The sequence below is a fragment of the Marininema mesophilum genome, from assembly GCF_900106775.1.
In the GTDB taxonomy this organism is placed as follows: Bacteria; Bacillota; Bacilli; order Thermoactinomycetales; family DSM-45169; genus Marininema; species Marininema mesophilum.
The window spans coordinates 82,618-107,639 of the sequence record NZ_FNNQ01000008.1; the positions used below are offsets into that span (position 1 = coordinate 82,618).

At 43.4% G+C, this 25,022-nt stretch carries 17 protein-coding genes; 8 read left to right on the plus strand and 9 right to left on the minus strand.

All coding sequences use genetic code 11. The features are described from left to right. Positions 1-7: 7 nt before the first annotated feature. The 4 genes from BLV90_RS09260 to BLV90_RS09275 all read right to left on the minus strand — a co-directional run bounded on the left by BLV90_RS09260 (position 8) and on the right by BLV90_RS09275 (position 2,985). Positions 8-1,321 carry a DRTGG domain-containing protein gene (locus BLV90_RS09260; protein ID WP_091739681.1) on the minus strand — a complete coding sequence of 438 codons (1,314 nt, stop codon included), beginning with the start codon at positions 1,319-1,321 and terminating at the stop codon, positions 8-10. Between the two features lie 125 nt (positions 1,322-1,446). After that, on the minus strand, positions 1,447-1,725 hold the full coding sequence (locus BLV90_RS09265) for a hypothetical protein (protein ID WP_091739684.1): 279 nt from the start codon (positions 1,723-1,725) through the stop codon (positions 1,447-1,449). 181 nt (positions 1,726-1,906) lie between these two features. After that, entirely contained in the window at positions 1,907-2,596 is a 690-nt protein-coding gene (locus BLV90_RS09270) for a metal-dependent hydrolase (protein WP_091739687.1), read from the minus strand. A gap of 41 nt (positions 2,597-2,637) precedes the next feature. After that, positions 2,638-2,985 carry a YlbF/YmcA family competence regulator gene (locus tag BLV90_RS09275; protein WP_091739889.1) on the minus strand — a complete coding sequence of 116 codons (348 nt, stop codon included), beginning with the start codon at positions 2,983-2,985 and terminating at the stop codon, positions 2,638-2,640. Positions 2,986-3,153: 168 nt separating this feature from the next. Here BLV90_RS09275 and BLV90_RS09280 point away from each other — a divergent pair, with 168 nt between their 5' ends. The 6 genes from BLV90_RS09280 to BLV90_RS09305 all read left to right on the plus strand — a co-directional run bounded on the left by BLV90_RS09280 (position 3,154) and on the right by BLV90_RS09305 (position 13,290). Next, the gene (locus BLV90_RS09280; protein WP_177167978.1) at positions 3,154-4,590 is read left to right on the plus strand and encodes a YheC/YheD family endospore coat-associated protein; all 1,437 of its coding nucleotides are present in this window, start codon (positions 3,154-3,156) and stop codon (positions 4,588-4,590) included. Continuing rightward, on the plus strand, positions 4,590-5,708 hold the full coding sequence (locus BLV90_RS09285) for a YheC/YheD family endospore coat-associated protein (protein WP_177167979.1): 1,119 nt from the start codon (positions 4,590-4,592) through the stop codon (positions 5,706-5,708). Before BLV90_RS09280 ends, BLV90_RS09285 begins: the two co-directional genes overlap by 1 nt. Next, positions 5,705-7,084: a YheC/YheD family endospore coat-associated protein gene (locus BLV90_RS09290; RefSeq protein ID WP_091739697.1), complete on the plus strand. Its 1,380-nt coding sequence runs from the start codon at positions 5,705-5,707 to the stop codon at positions 7,082-7,084. Before BLV90_RS09285 ends, BLV90_RS09290 begins: the two co-directional genes overlap by 4 nt. Before the next feature lie 16 nt (positions 7,085-7,100). Next, a complete protein-coding gene (locus tag BLV90_RS09295) occupies positions 7,101-8,444 on the plus strand; it encodes a YheC/YheD family endospore coat-associated protein (protein ID WP_091739700.1) in 1,344 nt (447 codons plus the stop codon). Beyond that, a complete protein-coding gene (locus BLV90_RS09300; RefSeq protein WP_091739703.1) occupies positions 8,426-8,911 on the plus strand; it encodes a GNAT family N-acetyltransferase in 486 nt (161 codons plus the stop codon). The genes BLV90_RS09295 and BLV90_RS09300 overlap by 19 nt, the downstream gene beginning before the upstream one ends. A gap of 341 nt (positions 8,912-9,252) precedes the next feature. Continuing rightward, positions 9,253-13,290, plus strand: a complete 4,038-nt coding sequence (locus BLV90_RS09305) for a hypothetical protein (RefSeq protein WP_143035026.1) — start codon at positions 9,253-9,255, stop codon at positions 13,288-13,290. 559 nt (positions 13,291-13,849) lie between these two features. Here BLV90_RS09305 and BLV90_RS09310 read toward each other — a convergent pair. Both BLV90_RS09310 and BLV90_RS09315 read right to left on the minus strand, forming a co-directional pair. Next, positions 13,850-16,222: a S8 family serine peptidase gene (locus BLV90_RS09310; protein WP_091739712.1), complete on the minus strand. Its 2,373-nt coding sequence runs from the start codon at positions 16,220-16,222 to the stop codon at positions 13,850-13,852. A 326-nt stretch (positions 16,223-16,548) separates the two neighbouring features. Next, a complete protein-coding gene (locus tag BLV90_RS09315; RefSeq protein WP_091739715.1) occupies positions 16,549-17,403 on the minus strand; it encodes an HAD-IIB family hydrolase in 855 nt (284 codons plus the stop codon). A gap of 337 nt (positions 17,404-17,740) precedes the next feature. Here BLV90_RS09315 and BLV90_RS16245 point away from each other — a divergent pair, with 337 nt between their 5' ends. Then, the gene (locus BLV90_RS16245; RefSeq protein WP_177167980.1) at positions 17,741-17,878 is read left to right on the plus strand and encodes a hypothetical protein; all 138 of its coding nucleotides are present in this window, start codon (positions 17,741-17,743) and stop codon (positions 17,876-17,878) included. A 144-nt stretch (positions 17,879-18,022) separates the two neighbouring features. Here the strand turns inward: BLV90_RS16245 and BLV90_RS09320 are convergent, their stop codons facing one another. Beyond that, positions 18,023-19,426, minus strand: coding sequence for a SpoVR family protein (locus BLV90_RS09320; protein WP_091739717.1), 1,404 nt, complete (start codon positions 19,424-19,426; stop codon positions 18,023-18,025). Between the two features lie 110 nt (positions 19,427-19,536). Beyond that, positions 19,537-20,595, minus strand: coding sequence for an MBL fold metallo-hydrolase (locus BLV90_RS09325; RefSeq protein WP_245726305.1), 1,059 nt, complete (start codon positions 20,593-20,595; stop codon positions 19,537-19,539). Positions 20,596-21,146: 551 nt separating this feature from the next. Between BLV90_RS09325 and fni the strand changes: the two genes are divergently transcribed. Continuing rightward, complete coding sequence (fni, locus tag BLV90_RS09330; RefSeq protein ID WP_091739725.1) at positions 21,147-22,184, plus strand: type 2 isopentenyl-diphosphate Delta-isomerase; 1,038 nt, start codon at positions 21,147-21,149, stop codon at positions 22,182-22,184. Between the two features lie 58 nt (positions 22,185-22,242). Here fni and BLV90_RS16690 read toward each other — a convergent pair whose 3' ends face one another. After that, positions 22,243-24,933, minus strand: coding sequence for a S8 family serine peptidase (locus BLV90_RS16690; RefSeq protein WP_091739730.1), 2,691 nt, complete (start codon positions 24,931-24,933; stop codon positions 22,243-22,245). Between the last annotated feature and the right edge of the window lie 89 nt (positions 24,934-25,022).

Below are 25,022 nucleotides of genomic sequence, written 5' to 3' on the forward strand. Positions count from 1 at the left end.
TTAACTGCTATCGCTCGATGAGCTGAGCAGTAACTAGTGCTTTTGCGACTACATGATCCCCATGAAATACTTCTACGTCCACTTTTCCGGTCTTTCGTCCAATGTCAATTAAATGAGGTACGATAATAACCTCCTGCTCTAGTTGCACAGGTTTCAAAAAGTAGAGCGTTAGATTATCGACTACCATATCGCCGCGATGCTGTCTCCGCAAACGTCGATAACCCGCTTCCGTAAGGAGAGAGGTAAGGACTCCAATCGATAATGTACCTAAAGGATCAGTCATCTGAGGTGTAATCATTCCTTTATAAACCATATCCCCATTACTTTCCCGAACCTCTTCAAATCCTCGGAAGATCAAATCATCAATTGTTTCACCCACCTGGGGTTGCTTTTGCATATATTGGAGGGACTTAATCACATCCTGACGGCTGATCACTCCCAATAGTTGGTGATGTGAACTGACAACTGGTAAGAGTTCAATCCCCTCCCACACCATCTCATGGGCAGCTGCCGCTAAGGAGGTCATCGGTGTAACCGTAATCGGATTTTTCGTCATTACCCCATCAACAGTTACTTCCGAAGAATGACCTACCACATCTTTTGCTGTAATCATCCCGTACAATCTTCCTTCGTCATCCACTACTGGGTATCGACTATGACCTGTCTCTATCACCAATTGATGGAAATTATCGATTGTGTCATGTAAGCAGAGAACATCAGGCAAATGATCTGGTGTCAACACGTCCTCCACCAAGAGAATATCCTTTTTTATTAACCGATCATATATGGCACGGTTAATCATTGCCGCAACTGTAAACGTGTCATAGGTACATGAGATAACGGGAAGTTCCATCTGATCCGCCAGTTGCTTTACTTTATCGGTCGCATCAAATCCACCAGTAATCAACACAGCAGCCCCCCGTTCTAGGGAAATCTGATGTGCATTATCCCGATTACCGACGATGAGGAGATTCCCCGGTTCAACGTAACGAATCATCGCCTCCAGCTTCATTGCACCAATTACAAAGCGGTTGAGGGTTTTATATAACCCTTCTTTTCCACCGAGCACCTGTCCGTCTACAATATTGACGACCTCAGCAAAGGTAAGGCGTTCAATCTCCGAGCGGGTTTTCTTCTCGATCCGTACTGTTCCCACACGTTCGACAGTAGTGACCAGTCCCTGTACCTCTGCATCTTTAATCGCCCGGTAAGCGGTTCCTTCAGAAAAACCGAGCTCCCGGGCAATCTGTCGTACCGAAATTTTGTGGCCGATATCAAGATTCTCTATGTATTCTAAAATCCGTTCATGTTTGGTGGCCACCTAACGTACCCCCTTCTTCCCTTAAGATATCTCTTTTCCGTAATTATACACGAGTATGTGAACGATACCAAAAGAAATAGGAGACAGTAGTTACACTATCTCCTATTCTTTCATTAGTTATCAAGCTAATAGAGCCTATTCATCTGACGTTGTGCAGGTTTGCTAGCCCGCTGTGTATCAAGCCATCGTTTACGACGGGCTTGTTCTGCTTGACGACGCCTTTCACGATCCAATTGTAAAACAGCTCGCCAATTGGCTGCGATGACGATCAAGGCGAAGGCAAGCCATATCATCGTAAATAGAGCATCTGGTTGATCAATGCCTGGTTCTGATAGACGTGGTATGGCGACAACGGTTAATAAGAGAGATGCGATCAATGCGATCCCATGTTTGCTTTTTAACACACAATCCCTCCCCCTTTTCCTTGCTACAGTCTACGGGCCAAGCCGTGTCAACATGCAAAAAAAAGAAGCGGTTCCTTCTCCGCCTCTCATTGGGGGTTTTCATCCTGCTACCATGGTAGTCCTTTGATATTACAGAACCATTACACAATAATTACAAGTTGATTGTCTCTCTCAATTTCTCTCATAACTGGATCGATTCACCGGGCTTCACTACCATCCCGTTTATTTTCTTTCCTTTTAATTGTTGGACAAAATCCTCCGCATTTTGCTCAATCAATGGAAAGGTATTATAATGCATCGGGATCACCCGTTTTGCACCAACCCATTCAGCCGCTAACAATGCATCCTCAGGTCCCATCGTAAAATTATCACCGATTGGTAGTAAAGCTAACTCGATATCATTTTGCAATCCAATCAATTTCATATCTGAAAACAATCCGGTATCCCCTGCATGGTAGATTGTTTTTTCACCCAGGGTGAGAAGTATCCCCGCAGGCATTCCTGTATATACGATCTCTTTTTTCTCCTCATCGATATGAGCAGACCCATGGAATGCTTGGGTTAATTTCACCCGACCAAAATCAAAGGAACAAGCTCCGCCAATATGTAGCGGATGTACATCGACCCCTTGCCAGCTAATCCAGGTGGCCAATTCAAAGGGAGCAATCACCGTTGCCTTATTTCTTTTAGCGATCTCTATAGTATCTCCTAAATGATCCCCATGACCATGGGTAAGAAGAATCCACTTTGCTTCAATCTCTTCTGGCTTTGCCTTCGCCAAGGAATTACCTCTGAGGAAGGGGTCGATAATCAGTTGATGTCCTTCATTATGGAATTCAAAACAGCTTTGACCATGAAAAATGATCTGCATCCTATCCCTCCCATTCATTTTTTCACCTAACCTTATCCTTTTTATCCTTGATCCGAATCATTTAATTCCTCAAAGGGGGCAGCGAGGATACGATTGATATCCTGCATTAGCTGACCCACTCGACCTTCAGCCTCCAGATACTGAGCAAGGTTGGGCTTACCACTTACCTCTGTCACCAGTTTAGTCCACTCTTCTGTCAGCTCTTTACTTGGTTCTGTGCCTTGCATTTGATAGGTAGACATTTCCATTTGCTTTTGACGAAAGCTTTCCATCAGAAGCTTGTCATTAGGATCTTGCTCCACAAGGCGTTTTGCCTCAAGTAAAGCAGTCAATTCCTCTGAATCGGTTAATGCTCGTGCAAGCTCATGCGCTTTATCATATGGATTCATACTAATCCCTCCTATACGTTACCTTTTAACAATATACACCCCATCATAAAAAAAAACCTCCTCAATTTCAATATAGGGACTAGATTCCCTACCCAAGCCCCTTTTATTCACCTGAAAAAACATGCCCACATACCTTATATCAGTCACTTCATGCGAAAGGGGATCGGCATGGGTCATGTACGATTATTTATCCAAATTGTATCTGAGAGAACCTTCCCCCAACGAGCAAACATAATAATGAGCCATTCCCTTGCCAATCGATTAAATCTCCCTAGCCATCCCATCTGGGTCACCTTCGGCTCCTCCTCTGATACCGCATTGATCCACTTTTCGGAGACGAATTCTCCACTCATTCGCATTAGTTCACGATTAGCTTCCCAGCTAAAACTCCATGGCGATATCAAAACATTAAATGCACACTATGACCCTCCCTCACGACGCCTCCAACTTGGCCCTTTCTTCGGTGTCCTGTTAAATCGAGACGTCCAGGGAAGTGAAGACCAACTCTTTGGGGATTTAAGTGGCTTTCTCGAAGAATGTGCTCGGGTTGCTACTAATCGAGGAATTTTCCTCTGCATCTTTCCTCCAGAGGGCATTCGACCTGACCAAGGTTTGACGCAAGGATGGCTTTGGGATAACAAGCGATGGCAGACCTGTGAAGGCCCTCTCCCGGACATCATCTACAATCGAATCACCTCTCGTCGTGTTGAAAAGGAGCCATCGGTTCAACAGAAATTGGAGAAGTTACGAAAGGAACACCAGATTAAGATCTTCAATGAAAGCTTTCTGGATAAACGGCAGGTGCATGAGATTTTATCGAAGGATGAATCCATGAAACGATTTCTCCCTGACACAATCCCCTGGAACACTTCTCATCTACGAGCCATGGTACAACGATATCGCACCGTGTTTCTTAAGCCGATACACGGTAGCCTTGGCCAGGGAATTATTCGAGTCAGTCTCGAAAATAACAAATGGGTCTGTCAATACGCTAAAAAAACTGGCACGGTAACACACATTTTCCCTCGATTTTATGAAGCTATTCAGAAGCTACGACAAAAAACCTCTCGCTCTCGCTATATCATCCAGAAAGGGCTCGATCTGATTACCATCGATGGTCGATCAGTTGACTTTCGTATACTGGCGCAACGAAACTCGTTTGGAAACTGGGCGATCACCTCTTCGGTAGCCAGGCTCGCCAATGATTCTCACATCGTCTCTAATTTAGCTAAAGGAGGTACATTACGCAAAACAGCGGAGGTTCTCAGCGAAGCCAAAGTTATTGGCGTTAAACCTACTATTTTCGAATTACGAGATACAGCCCTGGCCATCGCAAATTCCTTTGAAAAATTGGCCCAGGGTCATTATGCGGAGTTGGGGATCGATCTTGTGCTCGATCAGAGGGGACAGTTATGGTTGATTGAACTTAATTCCAAACCATCAAAAACAATTGACACCCTCCCTAATACAAAGCTTACAGTACGACCCTCCGTCGTACGTTTGATCGACTATGTAACATACTGCACGGGCTGGACTCCCTATATGTCAGCGAGAAAATCCCCTCGTGCTCGTTCCAAGCAAAAGCCCTCTGGGAGGAAAAAATGATGAATGGCACCAACCAATACGGGATGGGCGTCATCGTCTGCCGATTGAATGATCAGACGCCTCCATTTCAAGAAAAAAGCTATTACCGTCAGCTCACCCAGGAGGGAGCTCCCCTCGGCATCCAAGTCATTGTTTTTTGCCCATTGGACGTCGATTGGCAAACACGTAGCGTAAATGGGTGGCGTTACAACCCGGATACTGGGCGATGGAGAACAGACCGATATCCTCTGCCTCCCCTTATATATGATCGATGTTATTACTCTGATAGCCGGCAATATCAGAAGTATAAACCCCAGGTGGTCCGCCTAGCTAATGACCCTACTATCCAATTTCTTGGCCGACCATTAGGTGGAAAACTACCTAATCATGAGATGCTCGTAAAAAACTCTAATTTACTCCCCTACCTACCACAAACACTACGATATACCTCCTTTAATGATATACGCACTTTTCTTCAAGATTATAATTCTGTGCTCATAAAACCAAATGGAGGTAGTCATGGACGTGGTGTTGCCGCCATCTTCCCAAATGGCAGTGAGTATGTAATACGCGGGCGATCACCAAGGAATCAACCCTTTCAGATCCGTCTCCATAAAGAACCTTCTCTCCAAGATTGGGTCAATCGCTTTACCAATGGCGTCCGTTACGTGATCCAGCCTTTCTTGCAACTGGATACGAGAGATAAACGTCCATTTGACCTACGTATTCTCGTTCAAAAGGATGAACATGGGAAATGGGCCACTACAGGTATGGCCGTACGTACAGGGACGGTCGGTAGTCTTACATCCAATTTACATGGAGGAGGAAAAGCAGAACGAGCGATTCCTTTCGTTCAGGAACATTTCCCACACCAAGCAAATCAGATTCTTGCCACCGTGCATTTCTTATCTAAAGAGGTCCCATTGCAAATCGAACGCGAACACGGCCGCCTACTTGAACTCGGGCTGGATGCTGGGATCGATCGAGAAGGTCAGGTTTGGTTACTAGAGACTAATTCAAAACCAGGCCGATCCGTTTTCCTCCTTACTGGTGAAAAAAATGTCCGCATTCAATCCGTACGCCGCCCCATCCTTTATGCTCGCAGTTTAGCCAAAGGTCTGATAGGAGGTTCTATATGAGCTCTATACTTTGTCAAATTCACTCCGTTTCTTTCTCCACTCCTTCCCAGGCCATCATCGTTTCCCGCAATCTTTTGCGTGAATGGAGATGTCGAAAAAAATCGATCAAGATTTCTGTGGGCAATAAATCCCTAACCGTACGGACCATTGAAGGAAAATATGAAGAGCCAACCATTTTGCTCCCACGACTAATCTGTCGTAAATTGTGTATTCCCCGTTTCGGTGAGGTAAGAGCATCCTACACCAACCGTGAGCTTCGACTCGGCCCTGTCCTGGCCATTTTAACCACAGGAGCGACAAACTCTCCCTTTTCTCCCTTTAGTGATCGAACCAGTCTTTTCCGCCAGTTTCTCACCGCAGGCCATGAGAATAAGCCTTTTTTTTACGTATTTACTCCCAATATGGTTAATTGGCGACAAGGCACTGTACAGGGTTGGTTCTATCAGCAGGACGAGATGGGTAACTATCGCTGGTCTCGGCATCTTGCTCCCTTGCCTGATGTCATTTATGAACGCGTTCCCAACAGAACGGCTGAGGCTCTGCCCCATGTAGAGGAATGCCGTGAACGATTACGAAACTTAACCCATTGTAAAATGTTTAATCAAGGCTTTTTTAATAAGTGGTCAGTGCACGAAAAACTATTCACCCATGAACTGGTATCGGAAAATATTCCAGAAACCATACACTACTTAGACGAAGTATCGATTCGCGATATGATTGATCGTCATAAAATGGTCTACCTAAAACCAACAGGTGGAAGCCTAGGAATGGGAATTCTTCGTATTACGCGTGATCCTCAAAATGGATACTACTGCCGTTTCCGCAATGGTGAACGAAATGTGCTCCAACATTATCAATCGCTAGACAATCTCCTCTACAATCATTTCGGCACAGAACTCACATCCCTTCGTCGCTACTTAGTACAACAGGGAATTCGGTTGGTTAAATATAACGGACGTCCTGTCGACTTTCGTGTCCATCTTCATAAAGACAAAACAGGGCAATGGAAGGTAATTGGCATCGGCGCGAAGGTAGCTGGTGCAGGTTGCGTAACCACTCATGGACGCACAGGGGGTTCCATTATCGCAGTTTCTGAACTACTTACTATGTCATTCCCAGGGCGCGAAACTGAAATCGAAGAGAAAATTTCAGAAACCTCGATTCGCATTGCAAACGCAATGGAAAGCACAACACCTGGCCCTCTTGGCGAACTCGGTTTGGATATCGGTGTCGATCACCATCAAAAGGTTTGGCTATTTGAAGTGAACTCTAAGCCTGGACGACACATCTTCAACCACCCCACTCTACACCATGCTGGACATGTATCTGCACGTTGCATCACAGAGTATGGATTGAATTTAGCACAATTCGTATAAGAGAGGAGTGTTACTGATGCCTCAATCTGCTGCAGGTTGGCTAACGATTCAACCCGACACACTCACGATCTCCTTTACTCCCCATCCACGCTTCTCTACTCATCCAATGCCGGAGAGACTACCTGTTTCGATAGGTTCCAATCTTAAAAAGAATGTACGTATTCATCAAAGCAAAAAAAGGCGCACTTCTCCACAGATGCTCCCCACGCGCCTCGTATTGAATAGTAATGGCCAGTGGGAAGCTGGCCCTTTTATTGCTATACTTACCTCCACAAGTACCAATCCTTTTGGAGGCAATCGCTCTAATTTTGCAGATATCATCCATATGGGTAGACGGATTGGTGTGACTGTTTATGTCATGACAGCGGATGGATTTGACCCCAAAGCCTCTACGGTTCAAGGGTGGCTACTAAAAAACACAAACACAGGAAGGCGATGGATCAAATCCATCCTCCCACGTCCACACGTCGTCTATAATCGTATTCCTACACGGAAAGCAGAGCGAAGACAAATTGAGCAATCTACTCTATATGCCCTAGCCTCTTCTCGCGACACTCATCTCTTTAACCCTGGGTTTTTTGACAAATGGAATCTTCATCAATGCATACAAAACTCCCCAGAATTGCGTTCCCTTCTCCCTGAAACCTATCGTTGGGGAGAGATTGATAAGTTTCGCCAATTGCTTTCTAAGCACGACACCTTATACCTTAAACCCGCACACGGTAAGGCTGGAAATGGAATGGCACGCACTCGCGTCAAAGAAAAAGGATATGAAATTGTCTTTCAAACATTGAAAAAACGCCTAGTTTATCAAGCACCTGATTGGAAACTCCTTACCTTGAAACTTCATCAGTTAACTCAGGGTCGCGAATACATCGTACAACAGGGCATTCCTCTAGCTCAGTACCAGGGACGTCCCTTTGATCTGCGTCTCCTCCTCCAACGAAACGAACATGGAGAATGGGCAAAAACAGGACTTGGAGTCCGCGTTGCTGGTTCAGCTGCAATTAGTACTCATGTCCCTATGGGAGGCACAATCGCTGATGCAGAAATTGTGCTATCCAAATTATTTGAAAGCAACTCTCCAGCGATCATTGCTAATATTGAAAAAACAGGGATTGAGATCGCTCGCAGTATCGAAATCCATCAACAGACAACCCTTGGTGAAATGTCGATGGATATAGGAATCGAAAAAAGCGGTCGTCTGTGGTTCTTTGAGGCCAATGCTAAACCGATGAAGTTTGATGAGCCCAACATCCGAGAACTCTCCTTACGGAGACTGTTACAATATTGTATTTTCCTGAGTGGATTTCAACTTCCTTTGCAGAAAGAGGCCAATATATGCTCACTCAGGCGTTAACCCCTGCTCAACTCAGTCGTTTGCGAAATCATCTCATCCGCTTCTCCTATAAGTATGGCGATAAACGTATCACCCATAAGGCACTTCGTTGGTTAAAAAATCTCAATACCTCCCCCTTCCCTAAGGGAACATACCTCGCTATCGCTAGTGAAGAAAAACGATTAACTGGATTTATCCTCTTTGGAAGATACGGATTGGAAGAAGCCTATATCGTTGTACACCCTGATTTCCGTAAGCGTCAAGTAGGAGAAACTTTATTTAAACAAACAATTGATACGCTAGGCCGCGTATATGTCCGTGTTGCTTGTGACAATATTCCTAGCCTCAAACTCTGCTTCGCTCTTGGCCTTAGAGCCTTTAGTTTTACTACTGGCCCCACAGGAAAACCCACTCTTTGTCTAGGTGGAGGAGAATGGAGTGAGAAGGAGTTCCACTCTCACTCCCAAACTCACTCACCCTACAAATAGCAGTACTGTGGGGGTTTGGCAACAACCGCTTCTCAGTTTTTTCGCCGCTCTACCTAGCTCATAGGAGGCGGTTATTTGTTTTTGTTGAGGAGACTCCGGTATTTTTTCTCATAGCTTAGCCTTGAATGATCACACTGAGAATTTTATTTGCTCCTCCTGCGTACTACTCAAAATACGTGATACTTTGCAAAATAAACTAAACAGGCTCCCAGAGCTTGCCTCATACCATCTATTGCGACATCCAACTCAAAACTTTTGCCCAGTTTCCATCTTATTGTCGCGGCAACTGTACTTAATGAATATACCTATAGGTGAGTGTGGCAAAGAAAGGGATGATACGTGTGAGCCGCAAAAAAAAGCCGGGTAACCGCAACCAGAATCGTTCTCTGCGTCTGGAAGACGAATGGGTGCTGGAACAAATTATCCAACAAGAGATGGACAGCATAAAAAAGCAGACATCCTCTCGGTCTCAATCTTCTGTCCATCCAACCTCCCAAACCAAACCCACCCATTCAAAATCAAACACTCCACAGCAACAACCTTCCTCTCCTTCTCAACCACTAAAAGCAAGTGAAACAACTTTGGATAACCCTGAATCAAAAACACTTTCTGCTACAGAAAAGAAAACCCCTACAGAAAAGAAAACTCCAGTAGATTCAGCCACAGCCACTCAACCCACCATCTCCATCTCCCATTCATCTAAAACGCTTCCTTCCAGCAAAGATTTACCGATTCATAAAACTGATCCTGATCCTGACCATCTCAATAATTTAAAGAAAATGAAAAAAACACGTACTCAAAACAGCACCTCTGGACGCACCTTCATTTATACAGATGATCTGGTGGATGGTTCCGTCACCACCGAAAAAATGGCTCAAAACAGTGTCGATTGTAACCATATTCGTCTTGGATCTATCGAAAAAGCGCATTTACAGGATCAAGTCATCGATAGTTCCAAATTAGCTGATGGAGCCGTCCATTCTGCTAAATTAACCCCTCATTCGATAAAAAGCCATCACCTCTCCCCTCAAATTATTACCTCTGAACATCTACAAAGGGAATCGATTCATCTCGATCATATTCAGGAAAACTCCATAATCGGTAATCGTCTTGCTGACAATTCGATTGGGAGCTCAAAAATCCAGGAATCCTCTATCCTTTCAAAACATATCGCGGAAGGTACCATCCAAATCTCTCATTTGGCAGATGAATCGATCACCTCATCAAAATTTAAACCTGGAACCATCACTACGAATCTCCTGGCCAATGAATCGGTAAATACAGCCAAACTGGCGGAGAATGCGGTGGCGGAAAACCATATTCAAAAGGACGCTGTTCAAGGGCACCATCTAGCAGATGGTAGCATCCAGCATTCCAAACTAGCTCCTCAATCCGTCGATAGTAGCAATCTCAAAGATTCCTCTATTAAGGGAACTCATATAGTAAAGGAATCCATTGCTAAAGACCACCTTCAATCTAACATCATTCAGTCCGATCATTTAGCAGATGCTTCTGTTAATCTTGCCAAATTAGCCCCTCAATCCGTCGATGGTAGTGTAATCAAAGCATTCGCAATCAATAGTACACATATAGCAAAGGAAGCGATTAAAGAGTTACATCTCGCCAACGAATCCATCTCTAAATCGAAGATTATCCCCCGGTCCATTGATGCTGAATTGCTTGATGAAAATAGTGTGCAAGCATTCCATCTAACCGATGATTGTATAGCAGAGCATCATATAAAGGAAGGTTCCATTACTTCTAATAAATTGGGTAATCGTGTAGTTTCCGCCGCTAAAATTGAGTCAGAGTCGATCTCGACCGATAAATTAATCAATTATTCTGTAACAAAAGCGAAGTTAGGTGATCTTTCAGTTACTGAAGAGAAAGTGGCCAATGACGCGATTAAAGAGCGTCATCTTGCCAAGGGAGAAATCTCTTCACGGCACATACAAAACACCGCTGTACAATCCGTCCATATTGCCAACGAGTCCATCGGAGAGCAGCACTTACAAGAGAATGCCATCCACTACTCCCATATTGCTAATCACGCAATCCGAGAAAATCACCTTTCAACAGATTCCATTTCCTCTCAACATCTTCAAGATGGTTCCGTTCAAATCTCTCACCTTGCCGATGATTGCATCGGCGAAAAGCATTTAACAAATGAAGTAATTTCTTCTAAACATTTACAAAATAACTCCATTCACCATCATCATATCGCAAAAGAAGCCATTCTTGATCGACACTTATCTAAAAACTCCATATCTAGTAAACATTTGCAAAACGATGCTGTACACACAACCCATATCGCAGGGGAATCAATCAAAGAGCAACATATTTCAAAGCAGGCGATCTCCTCACAACATATTCAAGATAAGTCGATTCAGGCTCCCCATCTTACTGAAAATAGCGTTCAAACTCATCATATCGCTGAGCATTCTATTTGCGATCACCACCTTACTAAGGACGCCGTCTCTTCTCACCATTTACAAGGAAATGCAGTATACGGTATCCATCTCGCCAATGACTCCATAGAAGACCGTCACTTGAATAAAGAAACTGTCAACACCCATCACCTGAAAGACAACATCATCCAAGAGAAACACCTCACGAAAGAAGTGATCGCTCCCCACCATCTCCAACCCGACTCAATCAATGCTGCTCATATCGCTGAGCATTCAATCGACACCCATCACCTGAAAGACAACATCATCCAGGAGAAACACCTCACGAAAAAAGTGATCGCTCCCCACCATCTCCAACCCGACTCAATCAATGCTGCCCATATCGCTGAGCATTCAATCGACACCCATCACCTGAAAGACAACATCATCCAAGAGAAACACCTCACGAAAAAAGTGATCGCTCCCCACCATCTCCAACCCGACTCAATCAATGCTGCTCATATCGCTGAGCATTCAATTTCCGATCACCACCTTACTAGAAACGCCGTCTCTTCTCATCATTTACAACGAGATGCAATATACAGTACCCATCTCACCAATGACTCCATAGAAGATCGTCACTTGATTAAAGAATCCGTCAACACCCATCATCTGAAAGACAACATCATCCAAGAGAAACACCTCACAAAAGAAGTGATCGCTCCCCACCATCTCCAACCCGACTCAATCAATGCTGCTCATATCGCTGAGCATTCAATCGACACTCACCACCTTACTAAAAACGCCGTCTCTTCTCATCATTTACAACCAGACATAGTACACGGTATCCATCTCGCCAATGACTCCATAGAAGATCGTCACTTGATTAAAGAATCCGTCAACACCCATCATCTGAAAAACAACATCATCCAAGAGAAGCACCTCACGAAAGAAGTGATCGCTCCCCACCATCTCCAACCTCATTCAATCAATGCTTCTCATATCGCTGATAACTCCCTAGAACTTCGCCACTTTAGCAATCGAATTATCGGTCCACGTCAAATTTTAGATGACGCAATCCATACTTCTCATATATCAGACGATGTGATTGGAGAACGTCATCTGAGCAAGCGCTCAATCTCCTCAAGGAACCTCCAAGATGCTTGTATTCACTCCATTCATCTTGCAGAGAATACCATTGAAGAGCATCATTTGAGCAAAGAAACTATTACTTCTCGACACATTTCCTTTCAAGCGATCGCCTCCAACCATATAAAAAATTCTTCAATTAATGCCTCCCATATCGCCGACAATGCCATTAGTAAAAATCATCTACAACCTTCCTGTATCAACTCTCATCATTTAGCGCAAGAGTCGGTTAACAATGACCACATCCTTAATGGGACGATCCAACCTGAGAAATTATCCTTCAACATCCCCACCTTTCAAAATGGCACGATCTCTTTCAACCTAAGTCCCGGACAAAAAGAAACGTTTGTAGTAATCAACTATGATAAAAGCTCACTACACAAAGGTGCTATCCCTGTCGCCATGACCAATCAGCCAACTTGTTCGGTCTGCTTTGAAGGTCCAACTGATTCTGGCCTCAAACTCCGGATTCGTCGATGGGCCGAATATGACTCCACTCTTATAGGCTCACTTTTTTGGATCGCTACGACTCCAAATCATCCAATTAATCCATCGGATCTACCCCAACAACAGAACTATTCATCCTCAAAAGAGCAACCCGAGACTTCTTTTGAAGAAATCAAAAAACCCGATATGGCCCGTGTACAGTCTGTTGAAGATGACCACTCCCCCCCACCTTTCACCGAGGAGCAAAAAGAATGGGATCCTGTCGAACCTGCTTGGTGGATGTTCCCTACCCCTGACTCGGAAGAACATTCTTCCCATGAAGAGCCTGAGGCTCCTCCTTCACCAAATACTGAATACCGAGATACTACAGGTGAGAATAAACGTACCAAGGATTGATTTAATCACACATGATCCACCATAAAAGCGATACCTATAGGTATCGCTTTTATGTAATCAATTTCTATAGAAGGTGACTGTTGTATAAAAATTTACTGTGACATTTTTTCCCTTTTTAAGTAAATAGGACTAGCCACTGTGATACAAATCTCAATTATTAACTTGGGAAAATAACCTATTCATACTTAAAAAAGAGTCTATACAGGATATATTAAAGGAGTGAATTTCATGCAACACTTCGTCATTTTCCACCCTTTATAGTCACCCTAGTGCTCTTTTTCACGCTTGCCACTCCAGGAGCTTTCGCAAGTGACAGAGGTCCTACGCTTTCCGATCCTTAAAATGTGTCCTATCTATACCATATAGATATAGGGTACATGTTAATCCCATAATTAAACCAAATTACATACACATAAATGTCTTATTATCTTATTTTATAAGCTTTTTTATATGCTATATTTAAGCAAACCTTGTTACATTCTTCCGCTTCACAACATAAGAAAACGTCCTCCGGCTATGTTAGAGGACGTTTTCTATTCACTGCTAGGATTTGAGCGATTTATTTGATGGTTATCTTGATCTCTTTTTTCCTCTCATTACCAGCATCATCCACTGCTCTGATCCAAACTTTTGTTGTACCTTTACTGAAAGTACCTTTTTTGAAACTATAGGATAAGGGTAGTACACTTTTACCTTTATCATTGTCGGTCACAGGAATCGAGTTCCACGTTTTATACTTGGTCCCTTTTTTCTTCCAAGTTACTTTTATTGGCATAGTCGAGAATCCATATTGGCCCGGTACAGGTCCCAATAACAAATCCTGAATACTCCCCTTTATCTTTGCTGAGGAGAAGGTACTTGCCATCTTTATTGTCGGCGCTGTCCGATCAATAATCGGTGTTTCTTTGTTTTCCGACCTTTCTCCTTTATCGTATTCTCTACCTTGATCCTTAGCAGTCATTTTCATCTCATATATTCCATCGGGGAGAGATTTGCCGTTCTTATCCTTCCCACTCCAAACTTGTTCACTCATTCCACTCTTGGAATTGGATTTACTAAAGATGGTATATTTACGAGCAGGATCCCCATTTTTATCTAATTGGGTCGCATAAAGATTGAGGCTCTCTATTTGCGTAGGCAGGTACCAAGAGAGGACCGCATGATCTTTGATCCCGTCACCATTAGGTGAGAATGGATTTGGGCTTATTGCGAGATAGCCTATTAATGGGTAATCTTTAGGATTAATTAATACGGTAAAGGGAAGCTTTAGCGTCTTTTTACCGTCCTGTAATTGTATTTGACCAGTGTATATTCCACGAGGTAGACTCGTACCTACCTGCAGACCAATATTCAAATCCGTCTTGCTATTTCCTTTCACTGTTAACGATTTCGGTACCTCTACTTTGATGTTACTATTGCCGTTAAAAAGTTGTGCTTTGACCTGATAGGATTTATCCGTTTTTGCTAGATTCTCAACTGCTGCCTTCCGCTGAACCTGAACCGTCCCAGGACCATGATCCAGCTTACCAAAACTCAAATTGGATGGCATGATCAATGTTTGAGTATCTATCGCTTTTGGGATATCAATCCGTCCCGATCCTTGCACATAGGCAGGATACACCTTTCCTTTATCATCATGAAGGGTAGTGGCCGTGTTAGCTAGTGCTGCTTTGATCTCCCGCACATTCCAATCAGGATGGGCTTGTTTAACGAGAGCCGCTGCACCTGCTACATGAGGTGTAGCCATACTTGTACCATAAAGGGTGTCATATTTTCCATTGCGCACGGTACTAGTAATATCCTTACCCGGTGCGATTACATCAGGTTTAATAGCCCAGCTTCCAGTGACAGGACCTTTGGAACTAAAATCAGCCACCCTTTCCTGTTTTGTATTGGATGCTGTTGTAGCAGTTTTTCCAGACTTTCCTTTCGTAGACGCACCCACGGAAATCGCTTCCCGAGAGGTGCCGGGTGACGTCACTGTCCAATTGCCATTCTCCCCGTCATTTCCATTGGCTACCACAGGAATGGTCCCTTTTAATGCGGCTATATCTAGCGCGATAGCCGTGGGATCTTCTGTAGTATTATCGCTATACCCCAAGGAGAGATTGATGACGTCGGCCTTCTCTTTTACAGCCCTTTCAATAGCTGCTAGGATATCTTCTGTGAAGCTAAAACCATTTTTATCAAACACGCGATAAGCCAGAATGGACGCCCCAGGTGCAACGCCTTTCAATTTCCCATTTGCAGAAATGATCCCTGCGACATGAGTACCATGACCCTCTCTGACCTCGTCCTGGGGAGTTTTATCATTTTCTACAAAGTCGTATCCGCCAATCACTTTCCCTTTCAAATCAGGATGGGTGGCATCTACACCTGTATCCACAACAGCCACCCGCATCCCCTTACCGTTAATGGCTGAACCCTTTAGATCTTTTCTCTTCCAAACATCTGGAGCGCCTATCATTGGCACGCTCTCTTTCAAATGCGTTTTATAGCGGGTATTAGGCCAGATGCGTTTAACACCCGCTATCTTTGCCAGCTTACTAACATCTTGACCTTGTAATGTAGCAGAAAACCCAGAAAACACTGTACTATAGATGCGACTCTTATGTATACTGGGGACTTCATTCTTCGCCTCTTTGATGACTTGATCCCGCTGTGAGGTCAATTGTTTAGATAATTGTGAGGTGGCTACGCTCTTGTTCATTGCCGCAACACCTGTTGGAGGAGCCGCCAACTCCACAAGAACCTTGGTCCGTTCACTACCGCGGGTTTTTACTCCCTCCGCAATATTATTCTTTGTCCACTTTTTCGTAATCGCTGCCTTACCAGTGGCTCCCTCCGCTTTAACAATAGGTTTGCCCAAGGAAATCCCCAGTGCTCCGACAACCAAAGCTGAAGATAACAAGATGGCGCTTACTTTTTTCACTACAATTCCCCCAATTCTCTATATATAGAAAAATTCACTATCCACCATTCGTTATTACCCGAAAATGATATTATAATATTTATACATGAAATACAAAATGAAAAATAAGGGAATTGTGTTGCTTATATCTAACTAGTTAAAAAAGAAAGGCTAACTACTCGAAAGTTCCTTCTGCTTCAGCCTATTTGTATGTAAAAATAAAAAAATCCGATTAATATCGGATTGGAAATAAAAATAAGCAGATCTGATCCCGCTACAATGCTCCTCCAAAGCTTATATGCATCACTCATGATGATGATTATGACGAAGAACCCACTTTTTCTAAATCATGCATTATCAAGAATTGATTTTAGCGTGTTAATAATCCCGATTGAATACTCGCCTGCTGCAACTTTAGCATGAGCATTCTTTGCTTCCTCTGTTGCATTCTCAACCAGGTATCCGTGTTTTACTGCTTTTAACATCTCTAAATCGTTTCCACTATCGCCAAATGCAAAAGTATGCTCCGGCTTCACTTTATACTTATTCAACATAAACCGTACAATCTCATCTTTCCCTGTGCCTATTGGGGTAAAATCAACATCAAAACAGTCTTCCGGATCTCCTGCAAGCGGATTACAACGGTTCATATTTACTGCAACACCGTACTGCTTAGCGACTGTTTTAATGGCTAAGAAACTTTCTCCATCGACCAATTCGTTTTGCTCTTGATAATAAAAGTTATGTTTATAACGTGAAATACCCAGTTGAGTTTGGGCGCGTAGATAAACCCGGTATTTTTCCTGTAATAGTTGAATGATCTCATCACTTTTTCGTTTGGAAAAGTTCCCGTTTTCCAGGCGGTAATCCCACTCTACATCTCGTTTTCCAAAATAATCTTCGGTAAAATAAGTGATTTCAGTTCCTAGATCACTGGCAATAAAGTGAGGGAGAAAACGGAAGTTCCCTCTTTCCATCTTATCTAATACGGATTTCATACTACTCCCTGTAACTAAACCAAACATCAGTTCGCCATCATTCGATTTTTTCTCAATATATTTTTCAAGCTCATGAAAGTAATGTTGACGATCACCAATCAGGGAATGAGGATAGTACGTTTCATCAAAATCGCAAAAGACAATGTACTTTGGGCTGGTTACGTTAGAAAATAACTTAAATTCAGTTGTTTTATTTAGTAACACGTAAATTCCCTCCCTCATACATACCTAGATTGATTTAATATTTTACCACATAGACTCGAATAATACCATTAAAATAATACTACAATACTATGCTTTTTTATCCAACCAGAACTATGGATACGTTTTCACTTACAAACATCTTCACCCGTACGCCTGGTGAAAGATTATGGAGTAATTTGATGATACTAGACTGCCATAGGGTCGCTTTTATGCTTGTATGGGCACATGACGGATATATTCCGCATTTTTCACGAACGCAAAATAGTTGTATGATAGCAAATTTTCTATTATAATAAACTAAGCCGGCTGGCTAATTTCACAATAGGAGATGATTTTGGTGAGCGAAGCAATAAAACTTATCGGTCAGATTGTTAATCTCTTCAAAGAAGGGCTTACAGTAGAATCTATTGCTGAAATTCTGCACACTAGCATTAATGTAGTGAAGTGGGCACTTACATTGGCCGGAATACTATAACATTAAAAGCACCCACCTTAAATGTACCTTAAGGTGGGTGCTTTTAATGTTCCACTAAAAGAGCGATACCTATAGGTATCGCTCTTTTGTAAATCCATTTACTTATTTTGAATATCGATTAATTTAGTAAAGCAATATAATCAGTCATAAAAATCGACGATGACATTTTTTCCCGTTGTAGGTAAACAGGACGGGCTTTTTCTCAATTTCCGTTTCGATATGGACCGTTCTCCCCCAAAGCACCTGAACGTGGGGAAGGGTTTTCTCGATATACTTTACATCCAATTCCATTCCCTCAAAGGAGTGTTTTAGATACAATTCACCATTATTGAGATAATCTCCATTCATCACCCAAATGGTTGGATGCCCACCATTTACTCGTGCAGTGATTAACTGCTCTCGAACATTTTCCCATCCTTTATCAGAGACCGTCCACTCATTTCCATTTCTCTGAAAAATATAGAGGTCAAGATCCTCTACTAGTTGCTCTGTTAAATAGTTACGAATAAATGATGTATCTAAGTCCATTTCACGTACCTCAAACATCTTCTCTCTACCTTTGCCTATTTTCCGACCATAGCGCTCTTGCTCTTCTTTCGTAGGATGATCCCAACGCTTTTCTATATCTTCAAACATTTTGAGACCCAGATAATAAGGGTTGATTGACGTTTGAGAAGGCTGTATCACAGAAGCATTCAACTTTGCAAACTCCAGTGTCTCTGCCTCACTTAAATCCATCTCCCGCAAAATTCTAATATGCCAATACGAAGCCCAGCCTTCATTCATGATCTTCGTTTCCATCTGAGGCCAGAAATAAAGCATTTCTTCCCTCATTACGGTCATAATGTCCTGTTGCCAACTCTCTAACACTTGGCTATGATTCATCAAAAAAAGAAGCAAATCCTTTTCCGATTCATCGGGCACTTTCGAACGTGGCTTTTTCACCGCTTTTTCTTCTTTTCCTTGATCTAGGCCCCATAAGTCATCGTAAGGAGACTTATGGGAATGAGAGGTATCTGTTTTCTTTTCTTTTTTGCGTCGTGGTCGTTTCATTAAGCTTGGATCGACATGTTCTTGAATCGCCAACACATTATCAAGGAAATCCTCTACCTGATCTTTTCCATATTCCCTTTCATATTGACGGATCCGCTCGGCACTAGCGGCCATACTCTCTACCATATCGCGAGAGGTATTAGAGAAGCGAACATTATTTTTGAAGAAATCGCAGTGGGCCAATACATGGGCTACGATTAGCTTATTTTGAAGGAGACTATTCCCTTTTAACAAAAATGCATAACATGGATTAGAATTAATGACCAATTCATAAATGCGACTTAAATTCAGATCATATTGTAGTTTCATTTTATGGAATGTTTTACCAAAACTCCAGTGCGAAAATCGCGTCGGCATTCCATAAGCTCCAAAGGTATAAATAATGTCTGCAGGACATATCTCATACCTCATTGGATAAAAATCAAGTCCATATCCCTTGGCAATCTCGGTAATTTCCGCAATGGAGTCGCTCAGTTTTTTAAGTTCATCAGACATTCGTCTTCTCCTCCTCACCCAAGGACGGTTCACTATCAGCATACGCATCAAGGTAAGAAACGTTGTGCAAAAATGGACAAAAGAGAAGGAGTCAAGATTAGGCCCCCTTCCTATTGATCTAGAATCGTCCGACTGCGAGAGGGAGAACTGGATCCGCGAGCTTGTATCACAACGGAAGGTTGGACATTCTTCGGATTTGTTTGCGTAAGATCATCCACCTCTCTATCCACAAAGGAGTGATCTAAACGAAAAACCTTCCCTTGATCATGGATGACAATCCGATTTTTCTCTTCACCTGCTGCTTTTACAAAGCGATGAATCGGTTCATCTACTGGTTCTTGGGATAAAACAAAGGTGTTCCAATGAATCGGCGTCACCATTTTCGCTCCGCTATCCTGTACCATCTGCCAAGCCTGTTCAGGAGTACAGTGAGCTCCCTGGAAAGAAATCGGTAAATAAGCACCAATAGGAATAGCTATCCAATCGATAGGGCCTTCTTTACATAAAGACTTAAACTCCTCTGTCCAAGCCGTATCCCCAGAGAAAACTAAACGACGTCCCCTTTTCTCTAAAATATATCCATTCCAACCATAGTTTGTATTCCAAGGAAAGCGACTTCCCCAATGTCGAACGGGGAAGGCTTTTACTCGAAGTTCGGAAACTGGCTCGCCTTCTTCTTTATTGCCAAGCTCCATCACATCTCCAAAGGGAAGACGACGTAATAATCCCTTCGTATTCTTCGCAGTCACTACACGAACGTGGGGTGCAGCCAGCGCTTTTAATGTCGACATATCAAAGTGGTCCATATGAGCATGAGAGAGGAGGATCAAATCTACATCCTTTACATCCTCAATCGAAAGTGCTGGCGGAGTGTATCGTTTGGGACCAATCTTCACTCCAGGAGCAATCGAAATCCCCACTCTAGAACCAAGCACCGGATCGGTAATGATTTTTGTACCAAAGAAATTGATATACAATGTGGAGTGTCCAATCCACGTTATCGTGACCTCCCCATCATCCCACTCATCTGGTTTGGGGCGTGCATCAATATTACGAAACGCAGGTTTAGGCATCAGTCGACGCAGACGCCCATAACGTACGGTAATCGCTGTCACCATCAACAGGAATACTCCACTAACAATGATTAATAATCCATACAGGATCGCCATCCACTATGCTCCTCTCCATGATTGAACCCGAGGCAATTCGTTTCTTCACTAGGGTATTCAACCTACCTGTCTAAAGAAAGCTCCTAACTAATCTTAGAGGAATATTTCCTATCATCCCCAAATACCCCTCACAAAATCGCTACCGATCATTTACAGACTATAAACCAATTCATGAGGTAAACTCAACGTAGAAATCAAAAAATAAAAGGCAATTTGACCTGTTGTCATCATTTCGCTGTAAATAGCGACGTTTTGGATCCGACAGCGTTTATATACTAGGATAGTCAAGTTACGAAGATCCGTCCTCCGGTCGATATATCGTTGGATAAGCCATAAATCGTTAAGATGAAACCTTCGATTTAATAAGTTCTTCCTAATGGTACGATAAGAATGGACAAGTTTTCCTCACTGATGTGATGATAGATGTGTACCAACAGTCGTTTAGCTGATCATAATAACCCTGCAACCGTGCACGTTGTGCAGTCCACCGATATCACTTGTCCAAGCCAAACTGAAGCCATCCCATCTTCTTATAGAAAGGAATATTAACCATGGACAAAGATTACCGAACAGATCAACGAAAATCAGAGCATCTCGATATCGTTCTTCATAAAAAAGTAACCGGCCATCAGATTACTACTGGCTTAGAGCACTATCGCTTCCGCCATGAAGCCCTACCTGAAATCAATTTTTCCGACATTGATCTGACTACTACATTCCTCAATAAAAAACTTCGAGCCCCCCTCCTAATTAGTTCAATGACTGGTGGAACGAGAGCGGCTCTCTCTATTAACCAAAATCTCGCCATCGCAGCCCAAGAACGAGGATGGGCTATGGGTTTGGGGTCGGTACGTGCTGCCCTAGAACATCACGAAGTAGCTGACTCTTTTCAAGTACGGAGATTCGCTCCTGACATCTTACTTTTCGCTAACTTAGGAGCTGTGCAACTCAACTATGGTTATGGAGTGGATCATTGTCGCCAAATTATCGAATTAACCGAGGCTGATGCTCTAATCCTCCATTTAAACAGCTTGCAAGAAGTCTTCCAACCTGAAGGAGATACGAATTTCCGCAACTTACTTCACCGTATAGAAGATCTTTGCCACTCCCTTGAAGTACCCGTGGGGATAAAGGAAGTCGGTTGGGGGATCCATGGTGAGCTAGCTACTCGCCTGTATAAAGCTGGCGTTGCTTTCATCGATGTAGCTGGAGCTGGAGGCACTTCCTGGAGTCAAGTGGAAAAACACCGCTCCCTAGACGAGGAAGTACGTCAGGCAACGGAGGCATTTACCGAATGGGGAATTCCGACAGCTGACTGTATCGTAGATGTTCGCAGTCAAGCTCCCCATCAGGGGTTAATTGCGAGCGGTGGTATTCATACGGGTGTGGATGGAGCGAAGGCAATCGCCCTTGGAGCGGATCTCGTTGGATATGGACGTACGCTCCTTCACCATGCCTCGACTTCTCCGACTACTATGATATCCCAATTGAAGAGAATCGAATGGGAACTAAAAATAGCGATGTTTGGTATTGGGATTCCCGACATTACCGCTTTACAGGGAACCCACCGCCTAACACTCATCCCATAAGAAAACGTCCTCTGGAAAAGCTAGAGGACGTTTTCTTCTTTTCTAGGCTTTAAGCCCTTTATTTGATTGTTATTTTAATCTCTTTCTTCGTTTCGTTACCGGATATATCCTCAGCTTTGATCCAAACTTTTGTTGTTCCTTTGCTGAACGTACCTTTTTTGAAACTATAGGAGAAGGGTAATAGACTCTGATCTTGGTAGTTTTCCATCACAGGAATCGATTTCCACGTCTTATACTTGGTCCCTTTTTTCTTCCAGGACACTTTCACAGGCTCATCTACATAGACATTATAGAAGGCTAGAGGGTCTAACAACAAATCTTGAATGCTCCCGTTAATCTTTTCCGAGGAGAAGGTGCTTTTCATTTTCAAAGCGGGTGCTTTTGGATCAATAACTGCTGGGGCTCCGTCACTGTATTCTTCACCTTGATGATTGGCAGTCAGTCGAATATTATATACCCCCTCTGGCAGAGGGTTGTCCTTTTCATCCTTCCCACCCCAAGCTTGTTCAATCACACCACTCTTGGTATTGGATTCACTGAAGACGGTGTATTGACGCTCAGGATCCCAATTTTCGTCTAATTTGATCGCATACAGATCGAGACCTTCTACTGGAGCAGGCAAGTACCAAGAAATGGCCACTTTATCTTTGATCCAGTCTTCATTAGGTGAAAAAGCAGTTGGGGTTAATCCAAAGGAGTTTACTAATGGGTAACCTTTAGGATCAATCAATACGGTGAAAGGGAGCTTCAGCGTCTTTTTACCATCCTGTAATTGTATTTGTCCGGTGTATATGCCACGAGGTAGACTCCTATTCACCTTTAGACCAATATCTAACTTCGCCTTGCTGTTGCCTTTCACTTTCAATGATTTCGGTACATGAACCTTTATTTTACTTTTCCCATTAGAAAGCTGTGCCTTCACTTGATAGGTCTTATCCGTTTTTGCTAGATTTTTAACAGTAGCCTTCCGATTAACCTGGACCGTCCCAGAACGATGATCCAGTTTACCAAAGCTCAAATTGGATGGCGTGATCAATGTCTGAGTATCTATCGCTTTTGGAATATCAATCCGTCCAGATCCTTGCATATAGGCAGGATATACCTTCCCTGTACGATCATGAAGGGTGGTAGCCGTGTTCGCTAATGCGGCTTTGATCTCCTGCAAGGTCCAATCAGGATGGGCTTGTTTGATGAGAGCAGCCGCGCCTGCTACATGAGGTGCCGCCATGCTTGTCCCACTATAGGATTCGTATTTTCCCTGGGGTACAGTGCTTGTAATATTCACACCCGGTGCGGTTACATCAGGCTTAATTGCCCAGCTTCCAGCGACAGGACCTTTGGAGCTAAAATCAGCCATCGTTTCCTGTTTTGTGTTGGTTACTGTTGTAGCGGTTTTTCCAGCCTTTACTTTCTTGATAAACCAATCACTCGTCTCCTTTGGAACTTCCGCTGTTGGAGCATAAGAGCCCTTGCTTGGTAAATATTTATCGCCCCCCTCATCCTTATACACAATCAATCCAGTCGCACCCTTATCCTTGGCGATAGTCGATTTTAGCCGAACTTCGCCCCTCCCAAGTTTAGCCACTGCCACTTTACCTTTTACATTTTTCCCTTTATAATCCGACGCATTTCCATTACCTACGTTGACTAATTGAAGCTTACCTGATGGGAATTTAGGTGACCCTTCTACCATTATCATATTCGCCACTTTTCGATCCCCTGCAAACTTTAGATCAGGTTCATCAAGAGCTTTACTGGACGCACCCACGGAAATAGCTTCTCGGGAAGTTGCGGGTGTCCCCACTGACCATTTGCCATCCTCCCCGGAATTGCCATTGGCTACTACAGGGATGGTTCCTTTGGTCGCGGCTACATCCATCGCGATTGCCAAGGGATCTTCTGGTGAATTCGTGGGGCCTCCCAGGGAAAGGTTCATGATGTCGGCTTTCCCTTTTACAGCACCTTCTATCCCCGCTAGGATATCCTCTAAGGTACCGTAACCCCCTTCATCCAACACGCGATAGGCCAAGATCGATGCCCCTGGTGCAACACCTTTCACTTTCCCATTTGCGGCAACTGTCCCTGCAACATGGGTACCATGACCATTTTCATCCTGGGGATCTTTATCATTATTCACATAGTCGTAGCCACCGACCACTTTCCCCTTCAAATCAGGATGGGTGAAGTCTACACCTGTATCCACAACAGCCACTCGGATCCCTTTCCCATCAACAGGTGATCCATTTGCATCTTTCTTCTTCCAAACATCAGGAGCGCCTACCAGAGGCACGCTCTCTTTCAAATTAGCTTTATAGCGGGTGTTGGGCCAGATGCGTTTGATACCCGGTACCTTTGCCAGCTTACTAACATCTTCTCTTTTTAATGTAGCAGCAAAACCAGAAAACACGGTATCATAGTTACGACCCTTACTTATATTGGTTACTCTTTTCTTCACTGCTTTAACGACTTGCTCCCGCTGTGAAGTCAATTGTTTATTTAGTTGTGAGGTGGAAAAGCTCTTGTCCATTGCCGCAACACCTGTTGGCGGTGCCGCTAATTCCACAAGAACCTTCGTTCGTTCACTCCCACGAGTTTTTACTCCCTTGGCAATTTTATTCTTTGTCCACTCTTTAGTGATCGCTGCCTTACCGGTTGCTCCCTTTGCTTTAATAATAGGATTGCCCAGGGTAATACCCATCGCTCCGACTACCAAAGCAGAAGATAACAAGACAGCACTTACTTTTTTCACTCCAACTCCCCCAATTCTTTACGTAAAAGTGTGAATATACGACCTTCACCTACAGTTCGTTATTCACTGACAAAACCCCTCCTCACAAT

What these genes read in the sequence shown, in the direction of transcription:
- BLV90_RS09270 (WP_091739687.1), bottom strand. Translation starts at nt 2,596, where the DNA reads ATGCAGATCATTTTTCATGGTCAAAGCTGTTTTGAATTCCATAATGAA.
- BLV90_RS09275 (WP_091739889.1), bottom strand. Translation starts at nt 2,985, where the DNA reads ATGAATCCATATGATAAAGCGCATGAGCTTGCACGAGCATTAACCGAT.
- BLV90_RS09280 (WP_177167978.1), top strand. Translation starts at nt 3,154, where the DNA reads ATGGGTCATGTACGATTATTTATCCAAATTGTATCTGAGAGAACCTTC.
- BLV90_RS09285 (WP_177167979.1), top strand. Translation starts at nt 4,590, where the DNA reads ATGAATGGCACCAACCAATACGGGATGGGCGTCATCGTCTGCCGATTG.
- BLV90_RS09290 (WP_091739697.1), top strand. Translation starts at nt 5,705, where the DNA reads ATGAGCTCTATACTTTGTCAAATTCACTCCGTTTCTTTCTCCACTCCT.
- BLV90_RS09295 (WP_091739700.1), top strand. Translation starts at nt 7,101, where the DNA reads ATGCCTCAATCTGCTGCAGGTTGGCTAACGATTCAACCCGACACACTC.
- BLV90_RS09300 (WP_091739703.1), top strand. Translation starts at nt 8,426, where the DNA reads ATGCTCACTCAGGCGTTAACCCCTGCTCAACTCAGTCGTTTGCGAAAT.
- BLV90_RS09320 (WP_091739717.1), bottom strand. Translation starts at nt 19,426, where the DNA reads ATGTCTGATGAACTTAAAAAACTGAGCGACTCCATTGCGGAAATTACC.
- BLV90_RS09325 (WP_245726305.1), bottom strand. Translation starts at nt 20,595, where the DNA reads ATGGCGATCCTGTATGGATTATTAATCATTGTTAGTGGAGTATTCCTG.
- fni (WP_091739725.1), top strand. Translation starts at nt 21,147, where the DNA reads ATGGACAAAGATTACCGAACAGATCAACGAAAATCAGAGCATCTCGAT.